We start from the raw sequence: 15151 nt of genomic DNA on the forward strand, positions 1-15151 counted from the left end.
CCGCGGGTAGGAAGGGTCGGCACACCACGCCCCACGGACAGGCCAGGAGACGCACGCATGCAGCTCGGGATGATCGGACTCGGACGGATGGGGGCGAACATGGCCGAGCGGCTGCGGGCCGCCGGGCACGAGGTGATCGGCTTCGACCCGTTCAGCGACGAGAGCGACGTGGACTCCCTCGAGGCCCTCGTCGCCGCGCTGGCGACGCCCCGGACGCTGTGGTCCATGGTCCCGGCGGGCGCACCCACGACCCAGACGGTGAACGACCTGGTGGAGCTGCTCGACGAGGGTGACGTCCTCGTCGAGGGCGGGAACTCCCGGTTCACCGACTCCGTCATCCGGGCCGAGCGCTACGCCGAGGCCGGGCTCGGCTACGTCGACGCCGGCGTGTCCGGCGGCATCTGGGGCCTCGAGCGCGGCTACGCGCTGATGGTCGGCGGCGACGACGAGCACGTGCAGCGGGTGTGGCCCTTCCTGGTCGACCTGGCGCCGGAGGGCGCCGGCGACACCGGCAAGGGCCTGGCCCACGTCGGTCCGGCCGGCGCCGGCCACTTCACCAAGATGGTCCACAACGGCGTCGAGTACGCGCTCATGCAGGCCTTCGCCGAGGGCTACGAGCTCATGGCCCGCCACCCGATCGGCGTCGACGTCCCGGCGGCGCTCGGCGCGTGGCAGGAGGGCTCGGTCATCCAGTCGTGGCTGCTCGACCTGCTGGTGCGTGGCCTCGAAGCGCACCCCGGGTTCGAGGACCTCGACGGCGTCGCATCCGACTCCGGCGAGGGCCGCTGGACCGTGGAGACCGCCGTGGCCACCGGCGTGCCGGTGCCGGCCATCGCCGCGGCGCTCTTCGCCCGCTTCGAGTCCCAGCACGAGGAGTCCCTCGCCATGAAGGCCGTGGCCGCCCTGCGCGAGCAGTTCGGCGGCCACGCCGTGGTGCGGGCGGACGACCCGCGGGAGACGCCGGCGGGGGAGGGGGGCTGAGGTGGCGACCACGGAGCGCTCCGACGCGGTCGTCCTCTTCGGTGCCACCGGCGACCTGGCGAAGAAGAAGCTGTTCCCGGCGCTGTACCAGATGATCGTCGACGGCTCGCTCGCCGACTCCGTCCCGGTCATCGGGGTGAGCTCGTCGGACTGGAGCGACGACGACCTGCGCGAGCGCATCGCCGAATCGGTGGAGGACCAGGTCGACGACGTCGACGCCGGCGCCCTCGCCTCCCTGCAGGAGCGGTCGTCCTACGTCTCGGGCGACTACGAGCAGGCCTCGACCTTCGATGAGCTGAAGACCGTGCTGGAGGGGGCCTGCGACCTCCGCTCGCCGCTGTTCTACCTCGCCATCCCGCCGGCCCTGTTCGACGACGTGGTCGAGGGCCTCGCCGGCGTCGGGCTCCACGAGCACGCCCGCGTCGTGGTCGAGAAGCCCTTCGGTCGCGACCGCGCCTCGGCCCAGGAGCTGGACGACACCCTCCACCGCGCCTTCCCCGAGGACCGGGTGTTCCGCATCGACCACTTCCTCGGCAAGGAGGCCATCGAGAACCTGCTCGTGTTCCGCTTCGCCAACTCCCTGCTCGAGCCGGTCTGGAACCGCAACTTCATCTCCTCGGTGCAGATCACCATGGCCGAGGACTTCGGCGTGGAGGGGCGGGGCAAGTTCTACGACTCGGTCGGCGCCCTGAAGGACGTCCTGCAGAACCACCTCCTCCAGATCGTGGCGTTCCTGGCCATGGAGCCCCCGGCCGGGCCCGACGCCCGCTCGCTGCGGGACGAGAAGGTGAAGGTGTTCCGTCAGGTCGAGGCGCTCCAGCCCGACCAGCTGGTGCGGGGCCAGTACGAGGGCTACCTCGACGAGGATGGCATCGATGCCGGCAGCGACACCGAGACCTTCGTGGCGGCGCGCTTCGAGATCGACTCCTGGCGGTGGGCCGGCGTGCCGTGGCTCATCCGCACCGGCAAGCGGATGGAGACCACCCAGACCGAGGCCGTGGTGGAGCTGCGCACCCCGCCGAGCATGCTCTTCGCCGCCGAGGGGTCCCCGGCCCCGCACCCGAACCACATCCGCTTCCGGCTCAACAGCGACACCGGCGTGACCTTCGGGCTCCAGGTCAAGCAGGCGGGGGAGGACCTGGTGGCCGAGGACGCCGACCTGGAGATGTCGTTCTCCCACGACGAGCGCCGGCGGGAGGCCTACCAGCGGCTGCTCGAGGACGCCATGGAGGGCGACGCGCGCCGGTTCGCCCGGGAGGACGGCATCGACCAGCAGTGGCGCATCGTCGACGACGTGCTGCGCGACCCGCCGCCGGCCGAGCCCTACGCCCCCGGCAGCTGGGGGCCGGCCAGCGCCGACCGCCTCGCCGCCGACCTCGGCGGCTGGCACCACCCGGGCTGACCCGGTGCCGAGCTGGCTGGCCGGCCCACCGGCGGACGAGGTCGCCCCGCCGCCGGCGGTGCGCCGCCTGGCCGCCGGTGACGCGGTCCGGCCCGTGTGGGAGAACCAGCTCGGCGGCCTGACGTTCGCCCTCGGTGCGCCACCGACCCGGTACGTGAAGTGGCTGCCCCGGGGGGTGGACCCGGTGCTCACCGACCTCGCCGCCGAGGCCGAGCGGCTCCGCTGGGCGGCACCGCACACGCCCGTTCCGGCGGTGCTCGACGTCGGCGGTGACGACGTCGCCACCTGGTTGGTGACGGCGGCGATGCCGGGCACCAGCGCCGTGGACCCCCGCTGGGTCGCCGACCCGGCGCCCGCGGTGCGAGCGATCGGAGCCGGCCTCCGGGCCCTGCACGACGCGCTGCCGGTGGAGGCGTGCCCCTTCGACTGGTCGCCGGAGCACCGGCTCGAGCACCTGCAGCCCCGTTTCGAGCACCTCCGCGCCCAGCTGGCCGAGCCGCCCCCGGTGGACCACCTCGTCGTCTGCCACGGCGACGCCTGCGCCCCGAACACCCTGGTGGGCGCCGACGGCCGCTGGGTCGGCCACGTCGACCTCGGCTCGCTCGGGGTGGCCGACCGCTGGGCCGATCTCGCTGTCGCGTCGATGAGCCTCGGCTGGAACTTCGGGCCGGGTCGGGAGGACGACCTCTACGAGGCGTACGGCATCGAGCCCGATCCGGCCCGCATCACGTACCACCGCCTCCTCTGGGACGCGACCTGAGCCGACTGGTTCGTCCGACCCATCCGGTGACCGACGTCGCCGCCGCCGCTCAAGTCTCCGGGTCGCGCTGCCGATGACGATCGGAGCCGCCCCCGGCGAGCCGCTGGCCGGACCGGGCAGTTCTTGGGAGAGATGTGATCCGACGCGAGCCCGACCTGTTGCACCCCCGCCTCACGGTGGTGCCCGTGGACGTCGGTCCTCGTCGCGCCGTGGATCAGGCGCCGGGCCGCACCATCGTCGGGCGGGCCGAGCTCGAAGCCGCCACCCAGGCCGTGGCCGGCCGCCGGCGCTCGGCCCGGCTCGAGGTGCTGGCCACCCGCAACGCCGAGCTCGAGCAGGCCCTCGAGCGCCTCGCCGCCGCCCGTGCTGCCGTCGACCAGCGCCGGGCCGACCACGACGGCTTCGTGGCTGCCGCCGACTGGTGCGAGACCCTTCCCGGTCTCGCTGCAAACCACCGCACCGACCTCGCCGCGGCCGAAGCCGAGCTGTCCGAGGGGCTCCGCGCCGCACGTGAGGCCTCCCGGGCCCTGGATCGCGTGCTCGAGCAACGGGCGCAGGCCGACGCGGCGATCTCCGAGGCCCGTCGCCAGCTCCACGCCATGGATCGTGGCGAGGTCGACCCGACCGGTGAGCGGGCGCAGGCGGCCGCCGCCCTGACCGCGCAGGCCGAGAGCCTGGAAGCCCGACTCGGCGAGGCCGAGCGCGACGCCCGGTCCCGCTCGGAGGAGACGAAGCGGGCCGTCACCGCGACCGAGCGCACCATCGAGCGCCTCGTCCGGGAGCAGCGGGATCGCCAGTCCCGCCTCGCCGCCCTGGTCGACTGCCTCCCCGGCGACGTCCGGCCGCCCCACGACGAGGACCCGCTCCACCACGTGGGCGCCGTGTCCGCCGGGCTGCGCGGCCTGGCCGGGACGATCGCCGACGAGCGCACCGGGCTGACCGCGGCGCTCGACCGCCACCGGGCCGAGTGCGAGCACCGCCGCAGCGAGGTCGCCGAGGTCCGGTCGACGCTCGACCGCACCTCGCCCGACGACGCCGCCGAGGCCCTCGCCGACCTCGTCACCGGCATCGTCGATGGCGTGGTCGTCCTCGACGACGTGGTCGCCACCGATCCCGACGGCACCGCCGACGGCCTGCTGCGGGCCCTCGAAGCCGCCGAACCCGAGGCGCCGCTCGTGCTCCTCAGCTCCGATCCGACCGTCCTCGGGTGGGCGATCGACCTGCCCGCCGAGCGCGGCGCCCTCGTCGGCCCCCGAGCCGTCGACCTCCTCGCCTGCTCCACCTCGTCCACCGCACGGCCCACCACCGACACCGCAACCGCTGTCACCTCTGCAACGGGAGACCCACGATGAAGTTCCGCATCCGCTCCAAGCTGGCCGCTGCCCTGGCCGTGCCGCTCGTGGCCCTCGTGGTCATGTCCGGCCTCCAGGCCGTCCAGGCCCAGGAGGAGTCCGACCGCATCGAGGCCGAGGCCGATCGCGCCTTCGTCGCCCTCGGACCGGGCAGCGTCACCACCGCCCTCCAGAACGAGCGCAACTACCTGTCGCTCGACCTCATCGGCCTCGCCGGCGCGACCACGCTCGACGTGAGCTCCGCGGAGCAGGCGATCGAGGAGACCGACACCGCCCTCAGCCAGCTCGAGCGAGCGGTCACCGGCATGGAGCCCGAGGTGCAGGCGGCCTACGCCCCCGCCTTCGAGGTCCTCGACGACCTGCCCGCCGTCCGCCGGGCCTTCGACGGCTTCGACGGGGACAAGGGCCTCGACAACCAGGAGCTCGCGGATGAGGTCTTCTCGGCCTACACCGAGATGGTCGCCGCGTTCTTCGACGCCACCTCGGTCATCGCCACCCAGGTGGACGAGGCCGCCCTGCGCAACGGCGTGGAGCTGGTCGACGCCGCCAGCCGCCGCAGCGAGACCATCGCCGCCGCCACCCGCAACGTCGTGCTCGACACCCTGACCGGGAGCACGTCGATCGAGCTGCGGGTCGCCTCCATCGGCCTGGTCGATCGGCTGGAGTCGCTCGACGCCCGCATCCAGCAGCTGTCCGTCGGCTCCTACGCCGACGTGGCCACCGAGACCTTCGCCCGCCCCGAGACGGAGCGGTACATGGAGATCTTCCAGGGCTACGTCACCGGCGAGGAGGTCGACATCACCGAGCTGCTCGCCAACGTCGGCACCCAGGACGGCGTCGCCAGCATCGCCGAGCTCACCACCGACGCCCTCGCCGGCGAGGCCAGCACCCTGTCCGCCGACGCCTACGACGAGTTCCGGTTCTTCGTCCTCGTGGCGGCCGGCGTGATCGCCCTCGCCATCATCGTCACCTACGTGGCCACGACCTCGATCACCCGCCCGCTGCGCAAGCTCCGGGACGAGGCCGACGCCATGGCCGGCCGCCGCCTGCCCGAGGCGGTGCGCTCGATCCTCGACACGCCCTTCGGCGACGACGTCGAGATCCCCGAGCTGGCCCCGATCCAGGTGAAGACCCGGGACGAGGTCGGCGAGGTCGTCGAGGCCCTCAACAAGGTCCAGGACCGCACGCTGGCCCTCGCCGCCGACCAGGCCGTGCTGCGCCGCAACATCGCCGACTCCTTCGTCAACCTGGGCCGGCGCAACCAGAACCTGCTCGACCGCCAGCTCGAGTTCATCACCGAGCTGGAGCAGCTCGAGACCGAGCCCGACCAGCTCGAGGCCCTGTTCCGCCTCGACCACCTCGCCACCCGCATGCGCCGCAACGCCGAGTCGCTGCTCGTGCTCGCCGGCACCGAGAGCCCCCGCCAGTGGGGCCTGCCCGTGGACCTCGACGCCGTGATCCGCGCCGGTCTCGGCGAGGTCGAGGACTACCGCCGGGTCTCGGTCCGCAACCTGGAGGACGCCGCCATCGCCGGTGGCGCCGCCGCCGGCGTGTCCCACGTCGTCGCCGAGCTCACCGAGAACGCCCTGCAGTTCTCCCCGCCCGACGAGGACGTGGAGATCAAGGGTCGCCGCTCGCACGACGGCTACGTGATCGCCATCGCCGACAACGGCATCGGCATGAGCGCCGAGGACCTCGAGCGGGCCAACCGCCGGCTCTCGGGCGAGGAGTCCTACACGGTCGCCCCGTCCAAGTACCTCGGCCACTACGTCGCCGGCCAGCTGGCCGCCCGCCTCGGCGTCACCGTGCGGCTGCAGGACAACCCCGCCGGCGGGCTCATCGCCACGCTGGTGGTACCGCCCAGCCTGCTGGAGGAGCCCGTCGTCGACGGTGCGCCCGTGCCGACCCCGGCGGCCGATGCCGCCCCCGAGCAGCCCGCCCCCGAGGCGCCTGCACCCGAACCCGTGGAGGAGCCCCAGGTGGACCAGCCCGACGTCGAGGTCCGCGCCGAGGTGCCGGCGGACCACCACGATGCCCCGACCCCGGCCGGCGCCCCCGCGAGCCTGTCCGAGGCGCTCGGCGGTGGCCGCCTCGATGCGGTCGAGACCGTCGCCGACCTCGAGCGGGCCTTCGACGGCCCCGCCGAGCCGCCGGCTCCGAGCAGCAACGGACTGCCCCGGCGGATCCCCGGCGCCCAGCGCCCCGATGCCGCCCCGCTGGCCGCGCACCGTCGCGCCGCCGAGGAGGAGGCGACCGCGCAGCCGACACCGCCCCCGGCCCCGGAGGTGGAAGCGGAGACGAGCGCTGCGGACGCCCCCAGCGCCGGGCTGTTCGGCTTCCTGGCCGCGTTCGAGGACGGCGCCGCCCGGGCCACCCAGCCCGGCGAGACCGAGACCCACACCACCGAAGCGACCACCGAGCCCGTCCCCGGGCACTCCGAGGAGGAGCAGCGATGACCATGCAGGACGACGTCCGGCAGTTCTCGTGGATGATCGACAGCTTCGTCGAGCAGACCCCCGGCGTCACCGACGCCATCGCGGTGTCGGCCGACGGGCTGCTGATGGCCATGTCGAAGTCCCTGGACCGGGCCGGCGCCGAGCAGCTCGCCGCCATCGTGTCCGGGTTGGTGAGCCTGGGACACGGCACCACGTCGTGCTTCGGGTTCGAGTCCCTCGAGCAGGTGATCGTCGCGATGAAGGGCGGCTACCTGTTCGTGTCGTCGATCTCCGACGGCAGCTGCCTCGGCGTCGTGGCCTCCAAGCGCTGCGACATCGGCCAGGTCGGCTACCAGGCCAGCCTGCTCGTCGACCGGGCCCGAGCCGTCCTCACGCCGGAGCTCATCCTCGAGCTCCAGCAAGAGGTCCTCGTGTCATGAGCGCCGAGCCGCCGTCGAAGGGCCACGGGCGCACCGGGGGCCACGACGTCGTCAGACCGTTCGTGATGACGGGCGGGCGCACCCGTGCGGACCGGCGCGACCTGCGCATCGAGACGATGCTGACGGCCGTCCCGGGCGCCACGACGTCGGGCCTGTCGGCCGAGCAGGTGAAGCTGCTCCGCCTCTGCCAGGCGCCGATCTCCATCGCCGAGGCCTCCGCCGAGCTCGGCCTGGTCATCGGCGTCACCACCATCCTCGCCGCCGACCTCGTCTCCGAGGGCCGTCTCGAGGTGCACCAGACCGATCCCGTGGAGATCGAGCTCGACGTGCTGTCGCGCATGATCGACGCCGTGCGGGCCCTGTAGGAGAACGATGACGATCAAGCACGACGACCGCCCCGCCGGCGACGCCTGGAAGCCCCGCATCCGCCCCGTGAAGTTCGTGGTCGCCGGTGGCTTCGGTGCCGGCAAGACCACCTTCGTCGGCGCGCTGTCGGAGATCCCTCCGCTGCGCACCGAGGCGGCCATGACCACCGTCGGCGCCCGCGTCGACCACCGCCGCGGCTCGGAGGCCAAGACCACGACCACCGTGGCCATGGACTTCGGCCGCCTCACGGTCGACGAGTACCTGGTGATGTACCTGTTCGGCACGCCCGGCCAGGAGCGCTTCGGGTTCATGTGGGACGACATCTGCACCCACGCCCTCGGCGCGGTGGTGCTGGTCGACACCGACCGGCTCGACCAGAGCTTCCCCGCCGTGGACTACTTCGAGGCCAAGGACGTCCCCTTCGTCGTCGCCGTCAACCGGTTCGAGGGCACGACGCGCCACGACCTCGGTGCCGTGCGCGACGCCCTCGGGGTGAGCTCCCACGTGCCGATGACCGAGTGCGACGCCCGCCACACCGAGTCGGCCAAGCAGGTGCTGCTGCTCCTGCTCGACGAGCTGGTCAACGCCGCCCGGGCCCGCGCCGCAGCCACCGTCGTCTGAGGTTCCGCGCCGCGGAGCACGCCCCCGAGGCGTGCACCGCGGCCCAGAACGATTCGTCGAACCGTCCCCGGACGCGAACCGGCCCCGCCTGCAGAGGCGGGGCCGGTGCCGTTCTCGGGTGCGTGGGCGACCTACGGGGAGGCGCTGTCGCCGCCGGCGGACTGCGGCGGCTCGGTGTCCTCGGCGTCGTCGCCGGTCTGGCTGGCGTCGCCGCCGTCGCTGGGCTCCTCGTTGCCCTCGCCACCCGCGCCGATGCCCTCCGCGGGGGCGTTCTCGGCGTCGGGCTCGGCGCTCTGGGTGCCGCCCTCGGCCTCGGGGGCCTCGACGCCGACCTCGGCGAGGGCCTCCTCGAGGGTCATGTCCGGGTTCTCCGACATGAGCAGGGCGACCGCTTCGAGCGCCTCGGCGTCCTCGGTGTCGGGGTTCTCGCCGCCGAGCAGGCGCTCGTGCAGGACGATGTAGAGCAGGTCGGCGTCGGAGAGCTGGTCCTCGCCGTAGCCGGGCATGCCGCCGCCGACCGGCTTGTCGGTGGCGCCGTAGGTGCCGCCCCGCTCCGCCTCCCAGCCGGCCGAGCCGAGGCGGACCCACTCGAAGTGGGTCACGAAGTCCGGGAAGGTCTCGTAGACGGCACCGCCGGTGAAGGCCGGGCCGACGCCGCCGCCGCCGCCAGCACCGTGGCAGCCGGCGCAGCCGCTGCCGGCGTAGAGCTCCTCGCCGAGCACCTCGGGTCCCTCGCCGGCGGGCGGCGGGGACAGGGTGCCGGTGTAGACGTAGGCCCACAGCGGCAGGAAGGCGAGCACGGGCAGGGCCCAGAACGGGATCTTGCGCCGCTTCTGGTACGCCTCGACCATCGGGGAGGGCGGTGGTGCCGCCTCCACCCCGGCGGGCTCCGGGTGGGCCGGCATGGAGGCCGGCGCGGACGCCGCCGCCTTGGCCGGCGCGCTGGACGCGGGTGCGGCCCCGGCATCCGCGGTGCCCTCGCCGTCCGCGCCGCCCCCGTCGCCGCCCATGGCGGCTCGGCGCTCGCGTGAGCGCTTGAGGAGGTGTTCGGGGATCTCAGTCAACGGGCCTCCCGGAGGACACGGCGAACGCTTGTTGCAACGGCGACAGGGTAGGCGCCGGGCCCGATGCGCACCCAAGCCGCCCGAAAGGGCCCGATGTGTCTCGCCTCAGGGGGTCGTGGTAGACCGTCCACTTGCGGGCTCCGACGGCTCCGGAGCCTTCCTCGCACCAAATGTGATCGAATTCACGAGGTCCGTCGTGGTCGCCTTCTTCCTCTCCACAATCATCGGGATCATCGGCATTCTCGCCGTGGTCTGGTACGGGAAGAACCGGCGCGCGCCCGGTGCCCCGCTCACCTGGGGGCAGGCCAACGCCGCTGCGGCGTTCACCTTCTTCTTCATGTTCTGGTGGTACGGCGTCATCCCGCACCAGTGGCTGACCTGGGCCGACAACGAGCTCAACTGGCGCCCCGACCGCACCCTGTGGGCCGTCGGCAACGTCCTGCGCCCCGAGGCCGAGGGCGGCTGGCTGCCGCTCACCCTGAACTGGCGCATCGTCCGCGACCTCGTCGCCGTCGTGATCTACGTCGTCGGCCTGGGCCTGCAGATCTGGCTCTGGGCCTGGTGGAACGACCGCAAGAAGAAGGCCGAGGCCCAGGCGGCCATCGTGCCCACGTCGAGCTACGGCCGCCCGCTGGTGAAGAAGGGGTGAGCCGCTAGTGGCAAAGACCGACGCCAACCCGCCGCTCCCGGAGTTCCGGGACGACTACGTGCTGCAGGAGGTCGACCCCTCCTGGCTCGCCGCCGCGGTGAAGCCCAAGCAGTTCATCCACATCGATCAGTCCGAGTGCATCATGTGCGAGGGCTGCGTCGACATCTGCCCGTGGAAGTGCATCCACATGGTGTCCCCGACGGCCATCGAGTCGGCCACGGGCACCGAGCAGCCGGGCCTCGACCCGAGCGACCACGTGATCTTCACCATCGACGACGACGTCTGCACCCGCTGCGCCCTGTGCGTGGACCGGTGCCCGACCGGCGTCATCATCCTCGGCAAGCTCGGCGCCCCGAGCGCCGCCGGCGACCCCCACGCACGCACCCCGACCCATGGCTACGGCTATGGGATGCGCCTCGGTTAAGGAGAAACCTTCGTGGCCAGCACCACCGAAGACAAGCCATCGCTCGGCGAGCGGCTCCAGAAGTCCATGCAGGGCCTGCCCGACACGGTGCAGGGCTCACAGGCGTGGAACTCGATCTTCCGACCCGGGTCCATCTTCCGCAAGGGCTACACCGACTCGCCCCGGAACCGCTCCTACGTGGTGATGAACTCGGTGCTGTACCACCTGCACCCGGTGAAGGTGAAGCGCCACGCCGTGAAGGTGAGCTACACGCTCTGCCTCGGCGGGCTGTCCTTCTTCCTGTTCATCCTGCTGACGGTGACGGGCATCTTCTTGATGTTCTTCTACCGGCCCACCGCCGCCCAGGCCTGGGACGACATCTACAACCTGCAGACCGGCGTCACCTTCGGCCTGCTCGTGCGGAACATGCACAGATGGGCGGCGCACCTCATGGTGCTGTCGGTCTTCCTCCACATGGCCCGCGTCTTCTACCACGGGGCCTACAAGCCGCCCCGCGAGTTCAACTGGGTGATCGGCGTGATCCTGCTCACCCTCACCCTGCTGCTGTCCTTCACCGGCTACCTGCTCCCCTGGGACCAGCTGGCCCTGTGGGCCGTGGCCGTGGGCACGAACATGATGGGCTACACACCGGTCTTCGGTGACCAAGTGCGCTTCGTGCTCCTGGGTGGCGTCGAGATCGGATCGGACACATTGATCCGCTGGTACGTGCTGCACGTGCTGATGCTGCCCTTCGTGATCGTCATCTTCATGGCGATCCACTTCTGGCGAGTCCGCAAGGACGGCGGGATCTCAGGTCCGCTGTAGGCGATGATGGTGACGAGACGAGGCATGAACCCATGACCGAGATCCCCGAACACCTCCGGAAGCGGGCCGAAGAGGCCCGCAAGAAGGCCGAGGCCGAGAGTGCCCCCGCGGGCGACGCCGCCGGCGCGGAGCAGACGCCCGAGCAGTCCGAGGCCGAGTCGCGCATCCCCGCGCACCTCCTCGAGCGGTCCAAGGCAGCCAAGGCCAAGGCAGCCGGCGGCGACGCCGCGGCCGCGTCCGGTGGTGGCGGCGGCACGGCCGTGGCCACGGCACCGGCGGCAGCCGCCGCGGTCGCCGACGGCGGCCCCCTTCCCACCGGCCCCGGTGGGCACACCCAGCGCCTCCTCACCGTCGTCAAGGCCGGCTCGATCCAGGACGTGCGGGCCACCCCGCTCGACAAGGTCCACACCTGGCCCCACCTGCTGGTCGTGGAGTTCGTGGCCGCCCTCGCGGTCACCGCCTTCCTGCTGTTCTTCTCGATCTTCGTGAACGCGCCGCTGCTGGAGCTGGCCAACTTCAACGAGACGCCCAACCCCTCCAAGGCGCCGTGGTACTTCCTCGGCCTCCAGGAGCTGCTGACCATGTTCCACCCGATGGTCGCCGGCGTGACCATCCCGGGCATGGGCATGTTCGCCCTGATGCTGGCGCCCTACACCGATCGCAACCCGTCGAACAAGCCCACCGACCGCAAGTACGTCATCTCGCTGATGACCATGTTCCTGATGTTCTGGGCCGTGCTCGTCATCATCGGCTCGTTCTTCCGGGGCCCGGGCTTCAACTTCGTGTTCCCCTGGAACGCCGGCCTGTTCTTCGAGCTCTGAGCAGAGGAAGAAGGTTCTGACCATGGAAACCGCCATCATCGCCATCATCGCCGTCGTCGCCCTCGTGGTGCTGGCCGGCGTGGTCCTGCTGGCTGCGGCGCGCCGCAACCAGACCCAGAAGGCCATCGGCGTGCTGTCGCGCGAGACCCGCTCGCGCGACGCCGGGGCCGCCACCATCACGGCTCGCGAGGAGGGCAAGGCCACCGCGTCGGGGCGTGAGCTCGAGCTCGCCGCCAAGCTCGAGCGCAGCCGCTCCGGCAAGGAGCTGGTCACCGCCGGCTCGTCCGCGCCCACCGCCTGGGTGCCGCCGGACCCCGACACCCTCGGCGCCACCCGCCGCCAGTTCCTCAACCGCGGCATCACCGGCTTCTTCATCGTGGGCCTGTCCGGCTTCGGTGCGGCCTGCATCGCCTTCCTGTGGCCCCAGCTCGGCGGTGGCTTCGGCTCGGTCATCACGGTGGGCAACGTCAGCGACGTCATCTCCCAGATCCGCGACAACAACGGCTTCCTGTACCAGCCCGAGGGCCGCATGTGGCTCACCGAGTATCCCACCAGCGCCCTCGAGAAGGCCCGGTCCGTCTACTCGCCCGGCGAGCTCGCCGGCATGGAGGAGGGCGTCATCGCCCTCTACCAGAAGTGCCCGCACCTGGGCTGCCGCGTGCCCGAGTGCGTCACGTCGCAGTGGTTCGAGTGCGGCTGCCACGGCAGCATGTACAACCGGGTCGGCGAGAAGAAGGGCGGTCCCGCCCCCCGTGGCCTCGACCGCTTCGCCATGAGCGTCTCCGGCGGCGTCCTGTCCGTCGACACCGGCACCATCATCCAGGGCCCGGCGATCGGCACCAACACCACCGGCCAGGAGGCCGAGGGCCCGAACTGCATCGGCGCAGCGTCCCACTGAGACTGAGCCCAGTCCCCACCGAGCCCGGCCCAGAGTCGAGAAGAGCGACCGAACCCCACCATGACTGACCTCACCACAGCCATCTTCGCCGCGAGCACGGTGGAGGCGATCGGCACCGTCATCGCCCTGCTCGCCGTCGTGGCGGTGCTCGTGTACGCGGCGTTCAACGTCCGCGCCGGGCGCAAGGAGGTGGGCAGCGAGCTCGAGCTGGCCGCCAACCTCAAGCCCTACCTGAACGACGACGAGCTCGAGACCAAGAAGCTCGACCGGGCCCTCACCGCCGGCCTCGCCGGCCTGGTCCTCGTCGGCGTCGGCCTCCCCGCCTACTGGCTGGGCGAGCCCGGTCGCCACGAGGGTGCCGAGGAGCAGTTCGCATCGGTCTTCGAGAGCCGGGGTGAGGAGCTCTACACCGAGGGCGCCCAGTGCAACGCCTGCCACGGCCCCGAAGGCGTGGGCGGTGTGGCATCCCACACGATCCTGGACGCCGACAACGAGTTCGTCGCCCAGGTCAACTGGGAGTCGCCGGCCCTCGACACCGTGCTGCTCCGCTACGACCGCGACGAGGTGTACTACATCCTCGAGTACGGCCGTCCCTACTCGCCCATGCCCGCCTGGGGCGAGGGCGGTGGTGGCCCGCTCACCGAGCAGCAGCTCGAGAACCTCATCGACTACATGGCCTCGATCCAGGTGACCTCCGAGGAGTCCAAGGACGCCGTCGAGTCCCAGCTGCGCGCGCAGCTCGAGCTCGGCGAGGACGCCGACATCGACTACTCCGACCTCGCCACCGGTGAGGCGCTGTTCAACCTCGGCCAGGACAACGGCTTCGCCGGGGGCGCCTACTCCTGCGGTCGCTGCCACACCCGGGGCTGGTCCATCAACGCCGACAGCGCCGCGCCGGAGACTGCCGACCTCGACCCCTACGTCGACTACGAGGACGGCTCGGGTGGCTACGGCCCGTCACTGCAGGGCGGCATCATCCCGCGCCAGTTCGCGAACGTCGAGGAGCTCGCCGAGTTCCTGCACGTCGGTGCCGAGCGCGGCGTGCCCTACGGCCTCAACGGCCTGTCCGGCGACGGCATGATGCCCGGCTTCGGTGACAACCCGAACACCGAGGAAGCCGAGGACGGGATGATGACCATGGAGATGATCGAGGCCATCGCCCGCTACGTCGAGTCCCTCGGGGAGGACGACTGATGCAGACCCTCAACCTGATCGCGGGCATCGCGTTCGACCCCACCATCCGCGGCATCCTCGCCGTGCTCGTCGGCGTCGTGGTGCTGATGGGCTCGGTGTACCTGCTGCTCGCCACAAACACCGGCAACCGCCTCGGCTTCCTGCTCGCCCTCACCGGCTTCTTCGGCTGGATGGCGATCATGGGCTCCATCTGGTGGATCTACGGCATCGGCATGCAGGGCCAGGCCCCCGAGTGGGACGTGGTCGAGTACAACGCCGGCGACGTCGAGCAGGCCGTGACCGACAAGGTCACCGAGCTCGAGCTGTCCGACCTGCCCCAGGACGACGACGGCGTCGACTACGAGGCCATGACGACGCTGGCCGAGGAGGACCCCGAGCGCTTCGCCGAGATCAACGAGCAGTTCGAAGAGGACAGCAACGGCTGGCGCTGGATGCCCGCGTCCGACCCCTCCCGCGGCGAGGCCGAGGCCACCGTGAGCGATGCGCTGCCCGAGTGCTCCACCTGCAACTTCGGCATCGAAGGCCCGGCCGACTTCCTCGTCCTCGGTGCCTTCGAGGTCGGGGGCAAGGAGGGCCTGCCCGCCGACCCCAGCCGCTGGGACCGCATCCGCACCCAGATCGTGTCGGCGTTCACCATCAAGAACCCCGAGCGCTACGCCGTGGTCCAGGTCCAGAAGGTCATCGACCAGACGCCCGAGCCCGGCCAGGCCCCGCCCACGCCCGAGGTCGACCCGGCCGAGCCGGTGATCTCGGTCGTGATGATCCGCGACATCGGCGACCGCCGCTTCCCGGCCGCGATGATCACCATCGGCTCCACGCTGATCTTCGCGCTGCTCTGCTGGGTGCTGCACCAGCGTGAGCGGATCCTCGAGTCCAACCTCGCCCACGCCGAAGCGGTCCGCAACGGCACCGCCGTGCCCAGCGGGGCCACTGCCTGATC

Annotated in this window: 16 protein-coding genes; 15 read left to right on the plus strand and 1 reads right to left on the minus strand. The window is 71.8% G+C overall.

Annotation, left to right across the window (positions count from 1 at the left end; translation table 11 throughout):
• Nucleotides 1–57 precede the first annotated feature (57 nt).
• The 8 genes from gnd to RGQ06_RS08560 all read left to right on the plus strand — a co-directional run bounded on the left by gnd (nt 58) and on the right by RGQ06_RS08560 (nt 8357).
• A complete protein-coding gene (gnd, locus tag RGQ06_RS08525) occupies nt 58–981 on the plus strand; it encodes a phosphogluconate dehydrogenase (NAD(+)-dependent, decarboxylating) (protein WP_432426994.1) in 924 nt (307 codons plus the stop codon).
• Nucleotide 982: 1 nt separating this feature from the next.
• A complete protein-coding gene (gene zwf, locus RGQ06_RS08530; protein ID WP_432426993.1) occupies nt 983–2383 on the plus strand; it encodes a glucose-6-phosphate dehydrogenase in 1401 nt (466 codons plus the stop codon).
• Between the two features lie 4 nt (nt 2384–2387).
• Nucleotides 2388–3143, plus strand: a complete 756-nt coding sequence (locus RGQ06_RS08535; protein ID WP_432426992.1) for a phosphotransferase — start codon at nt 2388–2390, stop codon at nt 3141–3143.
• Between the two features lie 185 nt (nt 3144–3328).
• The gene (locus tag RGQ06_RS08540; RefSeq protein ID WP_432426991.1) at nt 3329–4495 is read left to right on the plus strand and encodes a hypothetical protein; all 1167 of its coding nucleotides are present in this window, start codon (nt 3329–3331) and stop codon (nt 4493–4495) included.
• Nucleotides 4492–6951: an ATP-binding protein gene (locus tag RGQ06_RS08545; RefSeq protein WP_432426990.1), complete on the plus strand. Its 2460-nt coding sequence runs from the start codon at nt 4492–4494 to the stop codon at nt 6949–6951. The genes RGQ06_RS08540 and RGQ06_RS08545 overlap by 4 nt, the downstream gene beginning before the upstream one ends.
• Nucleotides 6948–7370, plus strand: coding sequence for a roadblock/LC7 domain-containing protein (locus RGQ06_RS08550; RefSeq protein ID WP_432426989.1), 423 nt, complete (start codon nt 6948–6950; stop codon nt 7368–7370). Before RGQ06_RS08545 ends, RGQ06_RS08550 begins: the two co-directional genes overlap by 4 nt.
• On the plus strand, nt 7367–7735 hold the full coding sequence (locus RGQ06_RS08555; RefSeq protein ID WP_432426988.1) for a DUF742 domain-containing protein: 369 nt from the start codon (nt 7367–7369) through the stop codon (nt 7733–7735). Before RGQ06_RS08550 ends, RGQ06_RS08555 begins: the two co-directional genes overlap by 4 nt.
• Nucleotides 7736–7742: 7 nt before the next feature.
• The gene (locus RGQ06_RS08560) at nt 7743–8357 is read left to right on the plus strand and encodes a GTP-binding protein (RefSeq protein WP_432426987.1); all 615 of its coding nucleotides are present in this window, start codon (nt 7743–7745) and stop codon (nt 8355–8357) included.
• Between the two features lie 131 nt (nt 8358–8488).
• Here RGQ06_RS08560 and RGQ06_RS08565 read toward each other — a convergent pair whose 3' ends face one another.
• Entirely contained in the window at nt 8489–9421 is a 933-nt protein-coding gene (locus tag RGQ06_RS08565) for a c-type cytochrome (protein ID WP_432426986.1), read from the minus strand.
• Nucleotides 9422–9617: 196 nt separating this feature from the next.
• On the opposite strand from RGQ06_RS08565, the gene RGQ06_RS08570 reads away from it, so the two are divergent.
• From RGQ06_RS08570 to RGQ06_RS08600, 7 genes are all read left to right on the plus strand, one after another.
• On the plus strand, nt 9618–10070 hold the full coding sequence (locus RGQ06_RS08570; protein WP_432426985.1) for a hypothetical protein: 453 nt from the start codon (nt 9618–9620) through the stop codon (nt 10068–10070).
• A gap of 7 nt (nt 10071–10077) precedes the next feature.
• The gene (locus tag RGQ06_RS08575) at nt 10078–10494 is read left to right on the plus strand and encodes a DUF362 domain-containing protein (RefSeq protein WP_432426984.1); all 417 of its coding nucleotides are present in this window, start codon (nt 10078–10080) and stop codon (nt 10492–10494) included.
• Between the two features lie 66 nt (nt 10495–10560).
• A complete protein-coding gene (extP, locus tag RGQ06_RS08580; RefSeq protein WP_432427704.1) occupies nt 10561–11298 on the plus strand; it encodes a selenite/tellurite reduction operon b-type cytochrome ExtP in 738 nt (245 codons plus the stop codon).
• A gap of 32 nt (nt 11299–11330) precedes the next feature.
• Complete coding sequence (locus RGQ06_RS08585; protein WP_432426983.1) at nt 11331–12119, plus strand: menaquinol-cytochrome c reductase cytochrome b subunit; 789 nt, start codon at nt 11331–11333, stop codon at nt 12117–12119.
• Between the two features lie 22 nt (nt 12120–12141).
• Nucleotides 12142–13017: a ubiquinol-cytochrome c reductase iron-sulfur subunit gene (locus tag RGQ06_RS08590; RefSeq protein WP_432426982.1), complete on the plus strand. Its 876-nt coding sequence runs from the start codon at nt 12142–12144 to the stop codon at nt 13015–13017.
• 60 nt (nt 13018–13077) lie between these two features.
• Nucleotides 13078–14211 carry a c-type cytochrome gene (locus RGQ06_RS08595; protein ID WP_432426981.1) on the plus strand — a complete coding sequence of 378 codons (1134 nt, stop codon included), beginning with the start codon at nt 13078–13080 and terminating at the stop codon, nt 14209–14211.
• Entirely contained in the window at nt 14211–15149 is a 939-nt protein-coding gene (locus tag RGQ06_RS08600; RefSeq protein ID WP_432426980.1) for a hypothetical protein, read from the plus strand. The genes RGQ06_RS08595 and RGQ06_RS08600 overlap by 1 nt, the downstream gene beginning before the upstream one ends.
• Nucleotides 15150–15151 lie beyond the last annotated feature (2 nt).

Source organism: Salinilacustrithrix flava (assembly GCF_041228405.1).
GTDB classification, from domain to species: Bacteria; Actinomycetota; Acidimicrobiia; order Acidimicrobiales; family Salinilacustritrichaceae; genus Salinilacustrithrix; species Salinilacustrithrix flava.